At 50.5% G+C, this 18,487-nt stretch carries 16 protein-coding genes, 1 tRNA gene and 1 pseudogene; 14 read left to right on the top strand and 4 right to left on the bottom strand.

All coding sequences use genetic code 11. The features are described from left to right. The first annotated feature begins 76 nt into the window (after positions 1 to 76). From A4G20_10120 to A4G20_10130, 3 genes are all read left to right on the top strand, one after another. Positions 77 to 1,189, top strand: a complete 1,113-nt coding sequence (locus tag A4G20_10120) for a porin (GenBank protein ID QIW16656.1) — start codon at positions 77 to 79, stop codon at positions 1,187 to 1,189. Positions 1,190 to 1,281: 92 nt separating this feature from the next. Continuing rightward, complete coding sequence (locus A4G20_10125; GenBank protein QIW16657.1) at positions 1,282 to 2,286, top strand: DNA polymerase III subunit delta'; 1,005 nt, start codon at positions 1,282 to 1,284, stop codon at positions 2,284 to 2,286. Then, positions 2,273 to 2,842: an ATPase gene (locus tag A4G20_10130; GenBank protein QIW16658.1), complete on the top strand. Its 570-nt coding sequence runs from the start codon at positions 2,273 to 2,275 to the stop codon at positions 2,840 to 2,842. Before A4G20_10125 ends, A4G20_10130 begins: the two co-directional genes overlap by 14 nt. A gap of 279 nt (positions 2,843 to 3,121) precedes the next feature. Here A4G20_10130 and A4G20_10135 read toward each other — a convergent pair whose 3' ends face one another. The 3 genes from A4G20_10135 to A4G20_10145 form a co-directional block, all read right to left on the bottom strand. Next, positions 3,122 to 4,105, bottom strand: coding sequence for an octaprenyl diphosphate synthase (locus A4G20_10135; GenBank protein ID QIW16659.1), 984 nt, complete (start codon positions 4,103 to 4,105; stop codon positions 3,122 to 3,124). 236 nt (positions 4,106 to 4,341) lie between these two features. Next, complete coding sequence (locus A4G20_10140; GenBank protein QIW16660.1) at positions 4,342 to 4,971, bottom strand: thiamine ABC transporter, ATP-binding protein; 630 nt, start codon at positions 4,969 to 4,971, stop codon at positions 4,342 to 4,344. Next, positions 4,968 to 6,545, bottom strand: coding sequence for a thiamine/thiamine pyrophosphate ABC transporter permease ThiP (locus A4G20_10145; protein ID QIW16661.1), 1,578 nt, complete (start codon positions 6,543 to 6,545; stop codon positions 4,968 to 4,970). Before A4G20_10145 ends, A4G20_10140 begins: the two co-directional genes overlap by 4 nt. Positions 6,546 to 6,876: 331 nt before the next feature. Between A4G20_10145 and A4G20_10150 the strand changes: the two genes are divergently transcribed. The 4 genes and pseudogenes from A4G20_10150 to A4G20_10165 all read left to right on the top strand — a co-directional run bounded on the left by A4G20_10150 (position 6,877) and on the right by A4G20_10165 (position 11,578). After that, positions 6,877 to 8,478, top strand: coding sequence for a lactate permease (locus tag A4G20_10150; GenBank protein QIW16662.1), 1,602 nt, complete (start codon positions 6,877 to 6,879; stop codon positions 8,476 to 8,478). Positions 8,479 to 8,706: 228 nt separating this feature from the next. After that, complete coding sequence (locus A4G20_10155; protein QIW16663.1) at positions 8,707 to 9,444, top strand: hypothetical protein; 738 nt, start codon at positions 8,707 to 8,709, stop codon at positions 9,442 to 9,444. 9 nt (positions 9,445 to 9,453) lie between these two features. Next, positions 9,454 to 10,865 (top strand): annotated as a pseudogene (locus A4G20_10160) (iron-sulfur cluster-binding protein). Next, on the top strand, positions 10,865 to 11,578 hold the full coding sequence (locus A4G20_10165) for a lactate utilization protein B/C (GenBank protein QIW16664.1): 714 nt from the start codon (positions 10,865 to 10,867) through the stop codon (positions 11,576 to 11,578). Before A4G20_10160 ends, A4G20_10165 begins: the two are co-directional and overlap by 1 nt. 58 nt (positions 11,579 to 11,636) lie before the next feature. Here the strand turns inward: A4G20_10165 and A4G20_10170 are convergent. Further along, positions 11,637 to 11,712, bottom strand: a tRNA-Met gene (locus A4G20_10170). Between the two features lie 163 nt (positions 11,713 to 11,875). Between A4G20_10170 and A4G20_10175 the strand changes: the two genes are divergently transcribed. The 7 genes from A4G20_10175 (at position 11,876) to A4G20_10205 (ending at position 18,487) form a co-directional block, all read left to right on the top strand. Beyond that, complete coding sequence (locus A4G20_10175; GenBank protein ID QIW16665.1) at positions 11,876 to 12,154, top strand: hypothetical protein; 279 nt, start codon at positions 11,876 to 11,878, stop codon at positions 12,152 to 12,154. Between the two features lie 141 nt (positions 12,155 to 12,295). Next, positions 12,296 to 12,883, top strand: coding sequence for a cell filamentation protein Fic (locus tag A4G20_10180; GenBank protein QIW16666.1), 588 nt, complete (start codon positions 12,296 to 12,298; stop codon positions 12,881 to 12,883). Further along, a complete protein-coding gene (locus tag A4G20_10185) occupies positions 12,880 to 13,536 on the top strand; it encodes an octanoyltransferase (protein ID QIW16667.1) in 657 nt (218 codons plus the stop codon). Before A4G20_10180 ends, A4G20_10185 begins: the two co-directional genes overlap by 4 nt. Before the next feature lie 12 nt (positions 13,537 to 13,548). Further along, complete coding sequence (locus tag A4G20_10190) at positions 13,549 to 14,511, top strand: lipoyl synthase (GenBank protein QIW16668.1); 963 nt, start codon at positions 13,549 to 13,551, stop codon at positions 14,509 to 14,511. Positions 14,512 to 14,794: 283 nt separating this feature from the next. Then, positions 14,795 to 16,153, top strand: coding sequence for a tRNA uridine(34) 5-carboxymethylaminomethyl synthesis GTPase MnmE (locus tag A4G20_10195; protein QIW16669.1), 1,359 nt, complete (start codon positions 14,795 to 14,797; stop codon positions 16,151 to 16,153). A gap of 1 nt (position 16,154) precedes the next feature. After that, positions 16,155 to 16,463 carry a hypothetical protein gene (locus tag A4G20_10200; GenBank protein ID QIW16670.1) on the top strand — a complete coding sequence of 103 codons (309 nt, stop codon included), beginning with the start codon at positions 16,155 to 16,157 and terminating at the stop codon, positions 16,461 to 16,463. Then, positions 16,460 to 18,487, top strand: a complete 2,028-nt coding sequence (locus A4G20_10205) for an endothelin-converting protein (protein QIW16671.1) — start codon at positions 16,460 to 16,462, stop codon at positions 18,485 to 18,487. Before A4G20_10200 ends, A4G20_10205 begins: the two co-directional genes overlap by 4 nt.

Consider the following 18,487-nt stretch of genomic DNA (forward strand, 5'->3'; position numbering starts at 1 on the left):
TAAACCGTTTGACCAACTCCAAAAGAAGCAATAAACTTGCGCCACTTTTTTATTTTTTCTTACTCGGAGCAAACTTATGAAAAAAACACTCGTGGCCTTAGCCCTTGTTGCAGCAACGTCTGCGCAAGCCTACACCTTTGATATCGAAGAAACTGGCACCAAAATTGACTTCTCTGGTTCAGTACGTCTTAAATGGGAAAGCACTTCAAATAAAACCACCAATCTTCAAAATGGCAATGTGACCCGCCGACACGTCAACGAAGCCGTAGATAACAACGGCTCCCGTTTTGGCTTCCGCATCACCCAAAATCTGGCCAACGATTTCTACGCCCTAGGCCGTGTGGAATGGCGTTTCCGTGGTAAAGATAATCGTGGTGTAGATGCTCGTTCTCAGCATAATTTTGATCACCTTTACACCCACCAACTTTTTGCCGGTATCGGCCATAAGCAATACGGTGAACTGACCTACGGTAACATGACCGTGATTACCGATGAGGTCAAACAAACCGACCTACCAAACACCTACAGCCTCAGCGATGGCCTCTTGGAATTTGCTGCCCGCCGTGCCGTGCAATATGTGTACAGAGGTGTTGAAGGCTTGAAAGTGGGTGGTTACTACGCTGGCGCCAGCAAGCGTGGCGACAATGGCTTAGATTTAAGCAACAAACGTAAAGACGTATGGGGTTTAGCTGCCATTTATAACTGGAAGTTAGACGATCTCCAACGTATTAAGCTTGCTTCAGGTATCAGCCGTGAACGCTTTGAGCAGCCTAACAGCACCTACAGCATCACAGCCTACGGCCTTGGCACTGCCTACACCTTCGATAAAACCACCCTAGGCTTAGACCTTGAGCGCCGTGTGACCAAGGATCAGGGTGCGGTGGGTAACAAACGCACTGAACACGAGGTGCGTACAGTGGTTTATCAAAAACTGACCAAGGACTGGAATGCCTACACTATGTATGCCTACAAGGTGAACAAGTTTGATGGCGTGACAGCAGATGATACCAAACGCACCAGACACCAATTTATGCTGGGTACGGAATACTTCGTTTATAACCGAGGCTCGCTCAAGCTCAAACCATTCGTAGAATGGCAGGCCACCCGCACCAAAGACGAAACCAATGGCGTAAAAACCAGCAAATCTCGTGACTACAAAACCCTCGTAGGCTTGCGTGCCTACTGGTAGGGCTTAATTTCCTATAGAAACGCAATCAAGCGGTGCAATTCTTGCAAAAATTTGCGAAAATTGCACCGCTTGTTTTTTTAAGATGATCCCCTATGATATCCTACCCTTGGCACCAACCAACCTACCAGCAACTGACCGCCTCTTTTAAGGCAGGCCATGGCCACCATGCCCAGCTTTTTAAAACGGAAGCGGGCTTGGGGACTTCTCTGCTTATTCAGGCCTTTGCCAACTGGCTGCTCTGCCAGGATAAACAGGGCAATCAGCCCTGCGGCCAGTGTAAGAGCTGTTTGCTGCAAGCGGCCGGCAACCACCCTGATTTTCATCTGCTGGAATCAGTGGAAGGTAAGGACATCGGCATTGACCAGATCCGTGACACCACGGCCAAGCTGCAACAATTTGCCCAGCAGGGCGGCAACAGCGTGGTTTATATCCGCCATGCCGAAAAACTCAATGAGGCCAGCAGCAATGCCCTGCTCAAGAGTTTAGAAGAACCCAAGCCCAATACCTACTTCTTGCTGGAAGTGCCCCTGCAAACCCCCATGATGGCCACCATTCAAAGCCGCTGCCAAACCTGGCTCTTGCAGGCGCCCTACCCGCTCCAGGCCCTAGAATGGCTGGAGACAGAATTTCCGCAAACCAGCTTTGAAGATCTCTCCACTGCCCTGCGTTTAAGCCGCAACCGCCCGCTTATTTGCAAGGATTGGCTGGAAAAAGACCGCTTACAGGCCCGCAAAACCTTCCTGCAAACCTTTTGGCGTTTTTATAAAAGCCGTGATCTGCTCCTCCTGTTCAAGGCCTTTGACAGCGAAAAAGAGCAGATTTTTCAACAACTTGAATGGCTGCAATCCTTTTTTGCCGATGCCCTTAAGGCCCAACTCGGCATTGGCCAAGATCACTGGCTCAACCCTGACTTAGCCAAGGGAATTATCCCCTTTAGCCAAGGCCTGAGCGCTCAAGCCCTGCTCAAGGGGCAAAACCTCTTACAGCAAACCGCAAGCCATCTCGCCCAGATCAATGCCGTCAATAGCGAGTTGATGCTGCTAGACTGCCTGAGCAAACTGATTTTTATTTTTGAAGGACAAGATGAACCAAGATAAGCACCAAATCGAAGACCTGATGGCCATTTTTAACCGCTGCTTTGGCGAAAGCCACAACACTCGGCTGGAGCGAGGCGGCGACTACCCCATCTACTTACCCGCCTTTATAGACGAAGGCAACCAGCCCAGCGCCCGGCCTTATAACGTAATTCTTTTCGCCCACGGCTACTACAGCAGCGCCCTGCACGAAATCGCCCACTGGCTGGTGGCCGGCGAAGCCCGCCGCAAGCTGGAGGATTTTGGCTACTGGTATGAACCCGACGGCCGCTCGGCTGAACGCCAGCGGGAATTTGAAAGCGTGGAAGTTAAGCCCCAAGCCCTTGAATGGGTGCTGGCCACAGCCGCCAACTTCCGCTACTTTGCCAGTGCGGATAACTTAACAGGTGATGCAGGCGATAATTCCGCCTTTAAGGCGGCTGTGTATGACCAGGTTAAGATCTATGCCGAGCGTGGCTATCTGCCCAAGCGGGCTGAACAACTCCGCCAGGCCCTGTGTGAATTTTATGGCACGGAAAATAAGATTGATTTAGAGAAGTTTGATTTAGGGAAGATATAGGAATGTGGGGCAGTTGCTCTTCATAAATGTGTCTTAAATTGACAATTTTCGTTCGCTAAAATCGCCCCCCTCCGCCTTCGGCACCTCCCCCGCAAGCGGGTGGAGGGAAGTTTTCATCACACATTATGTAGATTTCGCTCCACCCGCTTGCGGGGGACAAAACGCTTTGCGTTTTGAGCGTTGCTTGCAACGACCCGAAGGGTGAGCAAGTGAGTGAACGAGCTTGCGAATAACCTGCCCGAAGGGCTGAGGGGGGGATTTATCAACATCCCCTAAAGCCTAATAATTTCTATCCACCGACAAATAAGCCAGTGAAATCAAGGCCTGTTTATAGTCGGATTCAGGCAGAATAGCAATGGCGTCCACCGCTTTTTGAGCCTCCGCCTTGGCCATTTGCATGGCGTAATCCAGCGACTTATGCTGGGCCATAATGGCTAAAATTTCCTCCAAGGCCTCACGTTTTCCACCTTGTTCAATGGCTTCACGAATGAGTTTGGCTTGAACTTCATCTCCCTCCCGCATGGCGTGCAGGAGTGGCAGGGTTGGCTTGCCTTCAGCCAGGTCATCACCTGGGTTCTTGCCCAATTTTTCGGCTTCGGCACTGTAGTCCAAAATATCATCAATAAGCTGGAAGGCTGTGCCCAAGTAGCGGCCGTAGTCTTTCAGGGCTTCAATTTGTGCCGCATTTCCGCCTGCTAGAATGGCTGAACACTGGGTCGCCGCTTCAAAGAGGCGGGCCGTCTTGCTGTAGATAACCATCATATAAGAGGCTTCAGTGGTATTTGGGTCGTTACAGTTAATGAGCTGCTGAACCTCGCCCTCGGCCAAGACATTGGTGGCCGCCGACATGATTTTCAGCACCTCAAGATTGTTGGTGTTGGTCATCATCTGGAAGGAGCGGGTGTAGATAAAGTCTCCCACCAAAACACTGGCCGCATTACCAAAGACCGCATTGGCCGTGTCCCGCCCACGGCGTTTGTCGGACTCGTCCACCACATCATCATGCAAAAGAGTGGCTGTATGCACAAACTCAATAAAGGCCGCACAGTTGATGTGGGCTGAACCCGTGTAGCCCAAGGCTCGGGCGGCCAGCACCGCAATCATAGGCCGAATACGTTTGCCGCCACCGCTGATGATGTAATAACCCAGTTGGTTAATGAGCGGCACTTCGGAATTGAGTTGAGCCAGGATTTCTTGATTGACTGCCTGCATATCGTCTGCCGACAGGGCTTGAATTTGGTCGATGGTCAGTTGTGTTGTCATAGTTTGCGTGCTTGAAAAAAATTAGGCTGATTTTACCCTTAAATGGGCTTGGGTGCAAAATTATCCCCCTTCCCCACTTGCTGACCACCTAGCACGATCCGTGCTAGGTTTCTTATCTGAGCCACTCTGTGGCTCTAAGCCCTGGAGGGGCTTAGATTGAGAAACCCCATACGGCTCGTATGGGGTGGGATTTATTTCTCCCGCAAGCGGGCAAGATAAAGGAAATTCTTGCAAATTTACGCCGAAATCCGCCCGCTTGTTACGGTTAAAATACGGTTAAACAGCCCCTTGGTTTCTTCAATTTGGTGGGTGACCATTAAGAGGGTGAGGTTGCGGGCCTGGCAGATTTGCTCAACCAAGTCCAGTAATTCTGCCCTTCTGTCGGGATCAAGCGCCGAAAAAGGCTCATCTAGCAGCAAAATGGGCTTATCTTGCAAGAGGGTGCGGGCCAGGGCTGCCCGTTGTTTTTGTCCGCCTGAAAGCTGGTGGGCTGGGCGTTTGAGCAGATCGGCAATGCCCATCTGCTGGGCAATTTGTGCCACTTGTGCTTTTTGAGCGGTATTGAGCCTTAAACTGGAGGCTAGAGCCAGGCCGATGTTCTGCTCCACTGTTAAATGAGGAAAGAGATTATTGTCTTGAAAAAGCATGGCCACAGGCCGCTCATGGGGCTGGGTGCGGAAGTGATCCTGGCCATTGAGGAGAAGGCTGCCTCGGTTGGCCTCCTCAAAGCCAGCAATCAGGTTGAGCAGGGTACTCTTGCCCGCTCCACTTTCACCAATCACACCTATTCTTTCGCCCTGCTTGACCTGTAAATCAAAGAACATGGGCATTTCAGGGTAGTCAAATTCAAGCTTGAGGTCGATCATTTCAGGTTCTCTTTTTGTTCAATAAATAGGAAGGGCAGTAGGGCGAAGGCCATAAGCACCAGGGCCGTGACCGCCGCATCTTCGGTGCGGTAGGATCCTAGCTGCTGATAAAGCAGGTAAGGCAGGGAGCTAAAATCAGGGCTGCCGAAAAAGGCAATCACCGCAAAGCTGCCCAGGCTAAAGGACATGGCCAGGGCAAAGGCGTTGGCAAGCGGGCGAATCAGGGCCTTTTTTTCCACAATCCACCAGCGCTTGAAGCCTGTCAGCCCCAGGCTCTTGGCTAACTTATCGTGACTGACTAGGCTGTTCCACATGGCTGAGAAAATCAGGCGGTAGATAAAGGGCAACAGCGTGATGCCATTGCAGATGCCTACCAAAAAGAGGAGTTGGACCGTGGAAAGTTCAACCTCCATCAAGAGCATAAAAAGCCCCACAGCCAAGAGGAAGATGGGCAAGATGAGCGGGTAAGTGACCACGCCAGCCAAGATACTCTGCTTGAGTTTCTGCCCCTTAAAGGCTAATTGGCGGGCCTCAAGGGCGATGAGATAGACCATTAAAATAACGCTAAAAGAGGCGATTAAGCTCAGAAGTAGCGAGAAAAGGGCGGCTTTCCACAATTCAGGGTTTTGCAGCCGCTCGCCTAAGTGCGACACGCTCAAGCCCTCCCAAAGGACACTGGCAAGCGGCAATAAAATTGCAAAAATATGCAAAATTAGCACCGCTTGTAGGCCCCATTTACCCCAGCCTGTGGGCTTGGCCGTCCAGATTTCCTGATTGGCGCTGGTTTGCTGTTTGGAAAAGGCATAGCGGGTGGTCAAGTCCATCACGATTTGCAAGACAAGGCCGATTAAAACCTGCAAACCAATCAACATCACTGCCTTGTGTAGGTCAAACTCAAAGGTCACAGCCTGATAAATGGCTACTTCTAAAGTGCTGTATTTGGGCCCACCGCCTAGCATAAGGACAATAGGGAAACTGGTAAAACAAATGAGGAAAACCGTGGCAAAGGCGTAGGGCAATATGCCCTTGAGGGCAGGCAGTTCCACCTGCTTGAAGTAGTGCCAGTGCCTTAAATTGAGCTGGGCCGCCAGGCGGTGGTGGTTGCTCGGGATCAGCCTGAGCCCAGTCAAGCAATACTTGGCCACTAGAGGGATATTAAGGAAGAAATGGGCAATCAGAATGCCCTGGAGGCCATAGAGCTGAAAGTGCCAGTCTAGGCCGAAAAATTGAAAAGTCTTGGCCAGCCAGCCCGCATTGCCCCAAACCCCAATTACCGCAAAAATGGCCACCAGAGAAGGCAGGGCGCAGGCAAAGCTCATAACCTTATAGAGCCAGTCCTTACCCCAAAAGTGAAGATAGAAAAAAGCACGGGCCAGCAGCAGGCCACAAACCGTTGAACCCAGGGCCGACAAGCCTGCCTGCCAGAGGCTATGCTCAATAATAAAGAGGCTATCAGCCAAACGCCAAGGGCTGGCCTGACTTTGGTCAAAAAGCGCCCAAAGGCTAAAGACATAGAGCAGGACGATAATGGAATAGACCGCCCAGGCGGAGGTTTGTGTCAGTTTTCTAAGCATAGGATTGGCAGGTGGTAACAAGCGGGGCCATTCTAACCAAAATTTGCAAGGGGCAAAATGGATTTTTGAGCAATTGGGCCATTCGTTGGGCCTAAAATCGGCTCATCCAATATAAAAAGAGAGCCTTGCTCCACGATTCCCCTCCCCCAGTTTAGTTACAAACGTTTCTTTTTTGTTCAAAAGAATGTAAATTTTGTGACGAACATCATAATTCTAAACATTCCCCCTACTCTATTTGATAAATCTTCTTTAAAATCGCCAAACTTTTTTACGCTTGTAAATTTTATGTGACGAAATTTACAAAATATCAACAATAAAAACGAGGTGTGCTATGGCACTATTTTTAAGTATCTTCCCCATCGTTTTACTAATTTATTTGATGGTAAAACGCAACGCAATGCCTTCCTACATTGCGCTTCCTTTGATTGCAGCACTGGTCTATGTGATTCAGCTGACCTACTTCGGTGGCGAGTTTGTCTTACTTAACGCCAACGTGGTGTCAGGCATTATTTCCGTGCTTACCCCAATTACCGTTATCTTCGGTGCGATTTTATTCAACCGTATGATGGAAGTATCGGGTGCCATGAACGTCTTACGTGCCTGGTTGGGTAACATTAACCCGAATCCAGTGGCTCAAATTATGATCATCTCCTGGGCCTTTGCCTTTATGATTGAAGGTGCCAGTGGTTTTGGTACACCAGCGGCTATCGCTGCCCCAATCTTGGTTGGTCTCGGCTTCCACCCACTTAAGGTGGCCATGGTTGCCCTGGTGATGAACTCTGTGCCGGTTTCCTTCGGTGCGGTGGGTACGCCAACCTGGTTCGGTTTCGGCCCGCTCTTACAAGACGGCTCTTTAACCGATGGTCAAATCCTTGAGATCGGTTCTATGACCGCCCTTATCCACGCCTTTGCCGCCCTCCTGGTGCCTGTGATGGCCCTACGCTTCTTGGTTAGCTGGGAAGATATTCGTAAAAACATCGTCTTTATCTACATCAGTATCTTCTCTTGCGTGATTCCATACATCTTACTTGCCCAAGTAAACTATGAGTTCCCGTCCCTCGTGGGTGGTGCGATTGGTCTTTTCATCTCTGTTGGTGTGGCCAATAAAGGAATTGGTTTAGCGACCGCTCACGGCGATTTACAGGGCGAGAAAGTCACCAATGCTCAAATCACCAAGGCCTTATTACCAACGGGTATCTTAATTGGTCTTTTGATCATCACCCGTATCCAACAGTTGCCATTCAAGGCTATGATGAACGATGCGACCCCGATGATCCAGGCTTCTCTAGGTTATTTAGGTTCATTTGAAATCAGTAAAGGCTTGGTCTTCAGCCTCAAGGGCATTTTTGAAACGGGTGTCGGCTCAAGCTATAAACTCCTTTATGTGCCAGCCCTCATCCCATTCGTGGTAACGGTCTTAATTTCTGTGCCCCTCTTCGCCCTTTCAGGTGCCAAAACAGCGGACATCTTCGGTACCAGCTTGAAACAGGTGAAAAAACCCTTCTTCGCCTTGGTCGGTGCCTTGATTATGGTGAACGTGATGTTAATCGGCGGTGCAGACTCTATGGTACAAACCATCGGCCGTGGCCTAGCCTCTGCCACAGGTGAATACTGGACACTGTTCTCATCGCTCCTAGGTGCAATCGGTGCCTTCTTCTCAGGCTCTAACACCGTATCTAACCTAACCTTCGGTGCAGTACAATACTCTGCGGCCACTGCAACAGGCTTATCTGTAACCCTCATTCTTGCCCTCCAATCTGTGGGTGGTGCAATGGGTAACATGGTTTGTATCAACAACATCATTGCGGTAAGCACTGTATTAGGCATTGAGAACAAAGAAGGTGAAATCATCAAGAAAACCATCGTACCGATGACGGTTTACGCTATCATCGCTGCCTTAGTTGCCTTGTTCATCATCCCATTGTTCTACTAAAATACCTCTAACAAGCGGTAGGAATTTTGCAAAAATTTGCTAGAATTGAGCCGCTTGTAGTTTGAATGATTGATGGCGCAAGCGTCCTCGCTTGTGCCTTATCAAAGGCACCAGCCTAGAGGCTGGCGCCAGCAGTAAATAACTTTTCCAACCCAACTCCCTGAGTTGGGTTTTCTAGTCTTTAGGGGCTAGTTTTTTTGAATAATTCTTATTTGAGTGGGAGTTCCTATGAAGAACGTCAATTTTTACGTCACCTGTATTGCCGATATGGCCAAATCCAACGTGGCGAAAAGCTCGGTTTTGTTGCTGGAAAAACTCGGCTGCCAAATCACCTTTTTAGAAAAGCAGGGTTGCTGTGGGCAGCCTGCCATTAACAGCGGTTACACCAAACAGGCCCTAGAGGGCATGAAAAATCTGGTGGAAACCTTTGAAGTGAACGATTACCCCATCGTCGCCCCAGCTGGCTCTTGCGTGTCTGCCATCAAACACTATCCTGAATATTTTGAGCATCAAGGCCTGCCTGATTGGGCGGCTCGTTCACAAAAAGTGGCTGACCGCTTTTTTGACCTGACCGATTTCATCGTCAATCAATTAGGCGTTACCGATGTGGGCGCCTCCCTCCACGGCAAGGCCGTTTACCACCCATCATGCAGCCTCTTCCGCAAATTGGGCGTGAAGGATGAGCCTCTTGCCCTGCTCCGCAATGTCAAGGGCCTAGAGCTTGAACCGATTGCCAACCAAGAAACCTGCTGCGGCTTCGGTGGCACCTTCTCGGTCAAGATGGCCGAAATTTCGGGTGAAATGGTCAAGGAAAAGGTGATGAACATTATGTCTGTTCGCCCAACTTATTTGATCGGAGCGGATGTCAGCTGCCTGATGAACATCGGCGGCCGTTTAAGCCGTGAAAATCAGAATGTGAAAGTGATGCACATTGCTGAAGTCTTATTATCGCAAGAAGCTGCCTAGGAGGGGATCATGTCTTTAAAAACCAGTGATTTAGCCTTTAAGGCACGTGTCGAGAAATCGGTTCACAATGAAATTATGCGTAAGGCGGTGGTTAAGGCCCAAGAAACCATCGGGGCCAACCGCCAAAGAATGGTGGATGAATTAGGCAACTGGGAAGAATGGCGGGATCTGGCCAAGCAGATCCGCAACCATGTGATTGCCAACTTAGATGCCTACCTCTACCAACTCAGCGAGAAAGTCACCCAAAACGGGGGCAAGGTCTTTTTTGCAGAAACAGCCGAAGAAGCGACCGCTTACATTCGTCAAGTAGCCCTTGAGAAAAAGGCCAAAACCATCGTCAAATCCAAGTCCATGGTGACCGAAGAAATCGGCCTCAACCACGTTTTAGAAGCCGAAGGCATGAAGGTGGTGGAAACCGACTTGGGCGAATACCTGCTCCAAATCGTGGGCGATAAGCCATCCCATATCGTAGTACCTGCTATTCACAAAGACCGCCACCAGATCCGCAAGGAGCTGGCTCAAGTTCTGGGCTATCAAGGCTCTGAACAGCCTGAAGAAATGAACGCCTTTGTCCGTCAAACCCTGCGTAAGGATTTCTTAGAAGCCGACATCGGTATTTCAGGCTGTAACTTTGCCGTGCCAGAAACCGGTTCGGTCTGCCTAGTGACCAACGAGGGCAACCTGCGTTTGGCCACCACTGTGCCCAAAACCCACATTGCCGTGATGGGGATGGAACGTATGGCCCCAACCTTTGAACAGGTTGATCCGCTTATCACTATGCTTTGCCGTAGTGCCGTAGGGGCAAAATTAACCGCCTACAACACCTGGCTGACCGGCCCTCGCCTTCCAGGCGAAACAGATGGCCCTGAAGAGTTCCATCTCGTGATTGTGGACAACGGCCGCAGCGAAATTTTAGAGAGCGAATTCCAAGAGGTCTTGCGTTGTATCCGTTGCGGGGCTTGCTTGAATACCTGCCCTGCCTACCGCCAAATCGGCGGCCACGGTTACGGTTCCATCTATCCAGGCCCAATCGGGGCGGTCATTTCTCCACTCTTGGGGGCTATGATGAGTTTAAAGAGTTGCCTTATGCCTGCTCCCTCTGTACGGCCTGTAACTCGGTTTGCCCAGTGAAAATTCCATTGGCTGACCTCATCCTCAAACACCGTGAGAAGATTGCAGACCAAGGTTTAACCCCTGTGTCTGAACGCTTGGCTATCAAGGCCTTCACCTTTGCCAACAGCAATCCAAGTGTCTGGAAGGTGGGCATGAAGGTGGGTGCCAAGGTGGCAAGCATGACCATTAAAAACGGTAAGGCCCCTGTGTCTATCGGTGCCTTGGGAGAATGGACCAAAGCCCGTGATCTACCTGAAATGAGTGGTGAGAGCTTCCGCTCTTGGTTTGCAAATAGGGAGAAAAACTAATGACAGCACAAAATTTTGAGCAAAACCGCAGCCAGTTCCTAGAAAAATTGGCCAAGAAAATGGGCCGCCCCTTGCAAACTGTGCCGGCTGCCTTTGACAATCCAGTTAATAACCACCCCCAAACCCGCCTAACCGACCGCACGCCTGAGCGTTTGGTCGAGGAGTTTATGGAAACCGCCAAAACTATGTTGGTGGATGTGAATGTAGCTTCTGAAGCCGAGGCCGCAGCCAAAATGGTCGAACTCTGTGAAAAATACGGCGGCGGTGCCATCGTGCTTAACAAGGACGAACGTTTAGAAGCCCTGGGCATTACCCAGGCCGTCACGGCCAAATTCGACAGCCACGTTTGGTCGCCAGAGACAGCAGAGGAAAATCTGGCTAAATCTGAAAAGGCCAATATCGGGATTGTCTTTGCCGAATATGGTTTAACAGAAACGGGCGGGATTGCCCTCTTTTCTGATAAGGATCGGGGCCGTTCGGTCAGTCTTCTGCCTGAAAAATCCATTGTCGTGGTACGCAAAAGCACGGTACTACCACGGGTAGCCCAGCTGGCAACGGTTTTACACCAAAAGGCCCAGGCTGGTGAGCGGATGCCATCTTGTGTCAATATCATCTCCGGCCCAAGTGCCACAGCCGATATTGAGCTGATTAAGGTGGTGGGCGTACACGGCCCGGTGCAGAAGATCTATTTGGTGATTGATGATCTAGCCTAGTACCTAAGAAAAAAGAAAGGTTGCACTGCAAAACAGGCAACCTTTCTTTTTGGGAATTTGGTCCCCCTTGCCGGACTTGAACCAGCGACCAAGCGATTATGAGTCGCCTGCTCTAACCACTGAGCTAAAAGGGGTTGGAAATGAGGGCGATTATAGCGATTAAGCCACCCAAAATCCAGTTAGATTTGTTTGTTAGTCTATCTTTTGGACATCATATTCCGCTTAAGTATTTTGATTTCGGCCTAAATCCGTATAGAATTTCAAACTTTAAACAAGTAAAGATACTTTAGGAAAAGCATGACAACTGAAAACGATTACGCAAAACTCAAAGAATTGATGGAATTTCCAGCCAAGATGACCTTCAAGGTGGCAGGCACCAACCGTGAAGGCCTGGCTGATGACTTGGTGCAGGTGGTGCAACAATACATCAAGGGCGATTACAGCCCCAAGGAAACCCTAAGCTCCAAAGGGACTTATAAATCCGTTTCCATCGATATTGTGGCCGAGAACTTTGAACAGGTGGAAAGCCTTTATAAGGAACTGGCCAAGGTGGATGGGGTGAGGATGGTGATCTAATGCAAACCCAACAAGCACTAGTACAATTAGCACAAGATTCCTTTGCCCTTGAATCCTTACAACTTGATTCACAAACCTTGAGTGAGCTAAATTTATGGGCAAAGGGGCAAATCAGCGATGAAAAATTGATGGAATCTGCTTATGAAATATGGCGTAGGAAAAGATCCTTATCTTGATGAAAACGGTGTTTTAACCAATAAACTGGGAGCAAAAACCTGGGAAGCATTGGACTTTGCAGAATCTCTTTTTGCTTCTCGTAAGATGGTTTTACTCTTAAACAATCCTATTGAGGGGAGCTTCGATCTTGAACACTTGTGCTACATTCATCGCTATCTTTTTGAAGATATTTACCCTTGGGCAGGGGAAATCCGCCAGATTTCAATCTCTAAAGGTACATCATATTTTGCTATGCCAGATCGAATTGAAGCAGAAGCTCAAAAGCTCTTTGCAAAGCTAAGCGGTGAAAACTATTTAAAAGGTTTAAGTAAAGAGGTTTTGGCTGAACGTTTAGCTTTCTATCTAGGTGAGATTAATGTGCTACACCCTTTTCGGGAAGGTAATGGCAGAACACAACGCATATTTATTGTACAACTTGCTCAACAAGCAGGGTATGTTCTACATTTCCAAGATATTTCAGCAGAAGAAATGATTGAAGCCTCCATTGCTGCAAATTTTGTGAACTATCAACCACTACAAGCAATGATTTTAGCAAGGTTAGAAAAATTATGACCCAACTTATTATCCGCCAACTGGGCCTGCGGGACTACCAAGAAACCTTCGATGCCATGCACAGCTTTACCGACAGCCGCACAGCAGACACGGCTGATGAAATCTGGCTGGTGCAGCATCCGCCTGTCTTTACTCAAGGCCAGGCCGGCAAGCCAGAACATCTGCTTAACCCGACCAAGATCCCAGTGGTGCAGTCTGATCGGGGCGGGCAGATTACCTACCACGGGCCGGGCCAGCAGGTGATGTATGTGATGATTGATATCAAACGCCTCAAGGCTGAGGGCAAGGAGGTCAATGTTCGCCAGTTGGTGACGGCTCTTGAGCAATGTGTGGTCAAGACCCTGGCCGATTATGGCATTGAGGCCTACCCTAAGCCAGATGCCCCAGGTGTTTATATTGACGGCAAGAAAATTTGCTCCCTGGGCTTACGCATTCGCCAGGGTTGCTCCTTCCATGGGCTGGCCCTCAACATCAATATGGATCTGACCCCCTTCCGCAATATCAACCCCTGCGGTTATGCGGGGTTGGAAATGTGCCAGCTCAAGGACTTTGTGGCAGAGGATGAGGCCGATTGCGATAAGATCTCACCGAAATTAGTCAATTACTTTACCCAAATTCTCGGTTACAATAGTAACCAAATTGTGATGAAATAGGATAGATTGTTAATGGGAACACCTTTTAAGATGGAACGGGGCGTCAAATACCGTGACGCCGCCAAAACCTCCATTATTCCAGTAAAAAATATCGACCCCGATCAGGAGCTACTCAAAAAGCCTGAATGGATGAAAATCAAGCTGCCAGCCAGTGGGGCCAGAATTGAGAGCATTAAGAATGGTATGCGCCGCCACGGCCTGCATTCAGTTTGTGAAGAAGCCTCCTGCCCGAATCTGCACGAATGCTTCAACCACGGCACGGCCACCTTTATGATTTTGGGTGCCATTTGTACCCGCCGTTGCCCGTTTTGTGATGTGGCCCACGGCAAACCGCTCCCGCCAGACCCAGACGAACCACGCAAATTGGCTGAAACCATTCAGGATATGAAGCTTAAATATGTGGTCATTACCTCGGTGGACAGGGACGATCTGCCAGACCGTGGAGCCGGCCACTTCTCGGATTGTGTGCGTGAAATCCGTGCCCTCAATCCACACATCAAGATTGAGATCCTCGTGCCAGACTTCCGTGGCCGGATTGACCAGGCCCTTGAAAAACTCAAGGACAACCCGCCTGATGTCTTCAACCACAACATGGAAAACGTGCCACGCCTCTACCGCCAAATTCGCCCTGGGGCAGATTATGAGTGGTCGCTCAAGCTGCTCAAGGACTTCAAAACCATGTTCCCTGACATCCCAACCAAGTCAGGCCTGATGGTGGGTTTGGGCGAAACCAACGAGGAAATCTTGGAAGTCATGCAAGACCTGCGTGATCACGGTGTGACCATGCTGACCCTGGGCCAATACCTCCAGCCAAGCCGCCATCACCTGCCGGTGGCCCGCTATGTGCCACCAGCCGAGTTTGACGAGTTTAGGGACAAGGCCAACGCCATGGGCTTTGAACACGCTGCCTGCGGGCCTTTCGTGCGTTCTTCCTACCACGCCGACCTCCAGGCCAAGGGCGAAATCGTCAAGTAAATTGCCCCAATGCCAAGGCAGACCAAGTGTCTGCCTTTTGTTTTTGTAGTAGAATGTACAAACGATGGCGCAAGCGTCCACGCTTGTGCCTTATATATCAATGCCTTATAAGCACCAGCGAGGACGCTGGCGCTATCGAAGCAAGAAGCGGTATAAAATTCACCAAAATTTGCAAATTTCTTAAAAAAACCTACCGCTTATTTTAGATAGTCCCCCCACCCTAACCCTCCCCCGCAAGCAGGGGAGGGGATTTTTGAGGGCGAGGGTAACATAGAGAACCAACATGAAAGACACCATCGTAGCCCAGGCCACTCCCATCGGGCGTGGCGGCGTGGGTATTCTGCGGGTATCAGGCCCGCTGGCAAGCCAGGTTGCCCAAGAAGTCCTGGGCCGTGAACTCAAGCCACGGCTGGCCAACTACCTGCCCTTCAAGGATGTGGACGGCACCGTCCTAGACCAGGGTATCGCCCTCTTTTTCAAGGGCCCCAATTCCTTTACCGGCGAAGATGTACTCGAGCTACAAGGCCATGGCGGCCAGGTAATTTTGGACATCCTGCTCAAGCGGATCTTGCAGATCAAGGGTATCCGCATTGCCCGAGCCGGCGAGTTTTCCGAACAGGCCTTCTTAAACGACAAGTTAGATCTGGCCCAGGCCGAGGCCATTGCCGATTTGATTGATGCCACCAGCGAACAGGCCGCCCGTTCGGCTCTCAAATCCCTACAAGGAGAATTCTCCAATAAAATCAATGCCTTGGTGGATAATGTTATCTACCTGCGTACCTATGTGGAAGCGGCCATTGACTTCCCAGATGAGGAGATCGACTTCCTGGCCGATGGCAAGATTGAGGCCAAGCTCAATGAGATTATTGCCCAGTTGGACGGCGTTCGCCGTGAGGCCAAGCAGGGGACGATTTTGCGGGAGGGCATGAAGGTCGTTATCGCCGGCCGGCCTAATGCGGGCAAGTCCAGCCTGCTCAATGCCCTGGCAGGAAGGGAGGCTGCCATTGTAACCGACATCGCCGGCACAACCCGTGATGTGCTGCGGGAGCATATCCATATTGACGGTATGCCCCTGCATATTATCGACACGGCCGGCCTGCGGGAGGCCAGTGACGAGGTAGAGCGGATTGGGATCAAGCGGGCCTGGGATGAGATCGCCCAGGCTGATCATGTCTTGCTGATGATCGACAGCACCCAGCAAGCAGCTGATGCCTTTCAAAGCGAGTGGGCCGATTTCCTGGCCAAGTTGCCTGCCAAGATGCCAGTAACCGTTATTCGTAATAAGGTGGATTTAAGTGGCGAACCAGAAGGCCTAAGCCAAGAGGGCAACTTTAGCCTTATTCGCCTGTCTGCCCAAACCAAGGTGGGCGTGGATTTGTTGCGTGATCACCTTAAAACCTCCATGGGCTACCAAAGCTCGACCGAAGGCGGCTTCCTGGCTCGCCGCCGCCACTTGCAGGCTTTGGAAGTGGCCGCTGAGCATTTGGAGCGGGGCCATGTCCAGCTAACCCAGTTCCTGGCTGGTGAATTGTTGGCCGAGGAATTACGCATGGTGCAAAATGCCTTAAGCGAAATCACTGGGCAGTTTACCTCGGACGATCTGCTGGGCAATATTTTCAGTTCTTTCTGTATAGGAAAATAAGATGAAGCAATTTGTAATGTTAGGCCTGATTCTGGCCGCTTGCACCAGCCAGGCCCAAACCTTCCCCAAGGAATGCCAAGAGTTTTTGGCCAAGGCCGAAAAGATGTTTCAGGTGGTGGAGTTGGACGAAGCCTCCATTACCAACGAGCTGGATAACTACCAGCTGGCCCTGCAAGACATGGACGAGGCCAAGCAGGTTAGAATGTGTAGCGAGGTCTTGGAAAGCATTGACGAGACCATTAAAGATCTGGAAAAACAGATGAAGGAAGTCAAGCAACTACACGAAAAACAAAAGGAGAACCAAAAGTGAAACTGACCAAAATCCTAAGCCTGACCGCCCTGTCGGCCTGTTTAGCGGCTTGTGCGGGAAAAACCTACCAAAGCACGCTAACAGAAGGCCTGGACAGCAGAGTTGCCCCACAAGAGGACTTCTATCGCTATGTAAACGGCAAGTGGCTGGAAACCGCCCAAATCCCGGCTGACCGTGCCTCTTGGGGAACCCTGGCCGAGCTGAATGAGCTTAACGACAAACGATCCATCGCCCTCCTACAAGCGGTCATTTCCGACCCAAAACTTGCAAACGACCCACGTGCCCAACGCCTCAAGGCCCTCTATGAAACCTATATGGACTTAGAGGCCCGTGAGCAACAGGGGCTGGCCCCAATTCAGGCGGATTTGGCCAAGATCCAGGCCATTCAAACCCTCTCCGATCTACAAGCCTACTTGGTCAGCGAAACGAGGCTTGGCGGCGGCGCCCTCTTTGGTTGGTTTGTTTTTGGCCACCTCAAGGACTCCCGCCAAAATGCGGTTTATTTGAGCAGCGAAAGCCTAGGCCTCAGCAAGGACTACTACCAAAAAGACACGCCTGAAAACCGCAAGACCCTAGCCGCCTACCAGGCCTATGTGGCCCAAATCCTAGCCTATGCCAAGGTTAAAAATCCACAAGCGGTGGCCAAGCAAATCCTGGCCTTTGAGAAAAGCATTGCCCAAACCCTCTTTACCAACGAGGAAGCCCGTAAGATTGAAAAACGCTACAATCCAGTTTCCATGGCTCAACTTAAGGGCATGAGCAAGCACTTGGATTTAAACGCCTACCTCAAGGACGTGGGCGTGCAAACCGAGGAGGTCATTCTTTGGGAGCCCCGCTATTTCCAGGCCCTGGATAAGATCATCAACCCGCAGAATTTGGCCCTTATCAAGCATTATTTGACCTTCCAGGCCCTTTCTGGTGCGGCACCTTACTTAAACAAGGAGCTGGATGAAGCCCGCTTTGCCTTCTATGGCAAAACCCTAACCGGCCAAAAACAACAGCGCGCCATGGAAAAACGGGGGCTTGCCATGATCAACACCAGCCTGGGCCAGGAATTTGCCCAGTTCTATGTGGAAAAATTCTTCCCTAAAGCAGCCAAAACAGAACTCTTGGATATTGCAGGCTACCTGGTCAAGGCCTACCACAAGCGAATTGAGCAGTTAGACTGGATGTCGGCTGAAACCAAGCAAAAGGCCAAGGTCAAGCTGGATAAATTTATCACCGAGGTGGGCTACCCCAATAAATGGAAGGATTACAGCCAGCTGACCCTCAAAACCCAGGCCCAGGGTGGTTCCCTCTACGATAACATTCGCTCCATTGCCGCCTGGAATTATCAAGAGCAGTTGGGCAAGGTGGGCAAGCCAGTCGATCTGAATGAATGGGGTATGCTGCCACAGGTGGTCAATGCCTCCTACAGCCCACTCATGAACCGCATTGTCTTCCCAGCTGGCATCTTGCAGGCCCCGCTCTTTGATGCCAAGGCCGATCCTGCCGTGAATTTCGGGGCCATCGGGGCCATTATCGGCCATGAAATCACCCACGGCTTTGACGACAGCGGCTCTAAATTTGACGGCGACGGCAACCTAACTAACTGGTGGACGGCTGACGACCGCAAACGCTTTGAGGCCCTGGCCGACAAGCTGGTAGCCCAGTTCGACAAGTTCGAAGTGGCCCCTCAAGTCTTTGTTAATGGCCGCTTCACCCTAGGCGAAAACATTGCAGACCTAGGCGGCCTTAGCATTGCCTATGATGCCCTTAAGCTCTATGAACAAGAAAAAGGCCCAAGCCCTGCCTTAGAAGGCCTAAGCTCAGATCAACGCTTCTTTATGAGCTGGACCCGCTCCTGGCGAGCCAAGGCCACCGTCCAGGCCCTGACCCATCAGGTCAAGAGCGACCCTCACGCCCCTGGCCAGTTCCGAGCCTTTGCCCCCGTGCTCAATATTGACGGCTTCCATGAAGCCTTCGGCACCAAGTTGGGCGACAAGATGTTTGTCCGCCCAGAGGATCGGATTAAGATTTGGTAA

It is taken from the genome of Pasteurellaceae bacterium RH1A, from assembly GCA_012221805.1.
Taxonomy (GTDB): domain Bacteria; phylum Pseudomonadota; class Gammaproteobacteria; order Enterobacterales; family Pasteurellaceae; genus RH1A.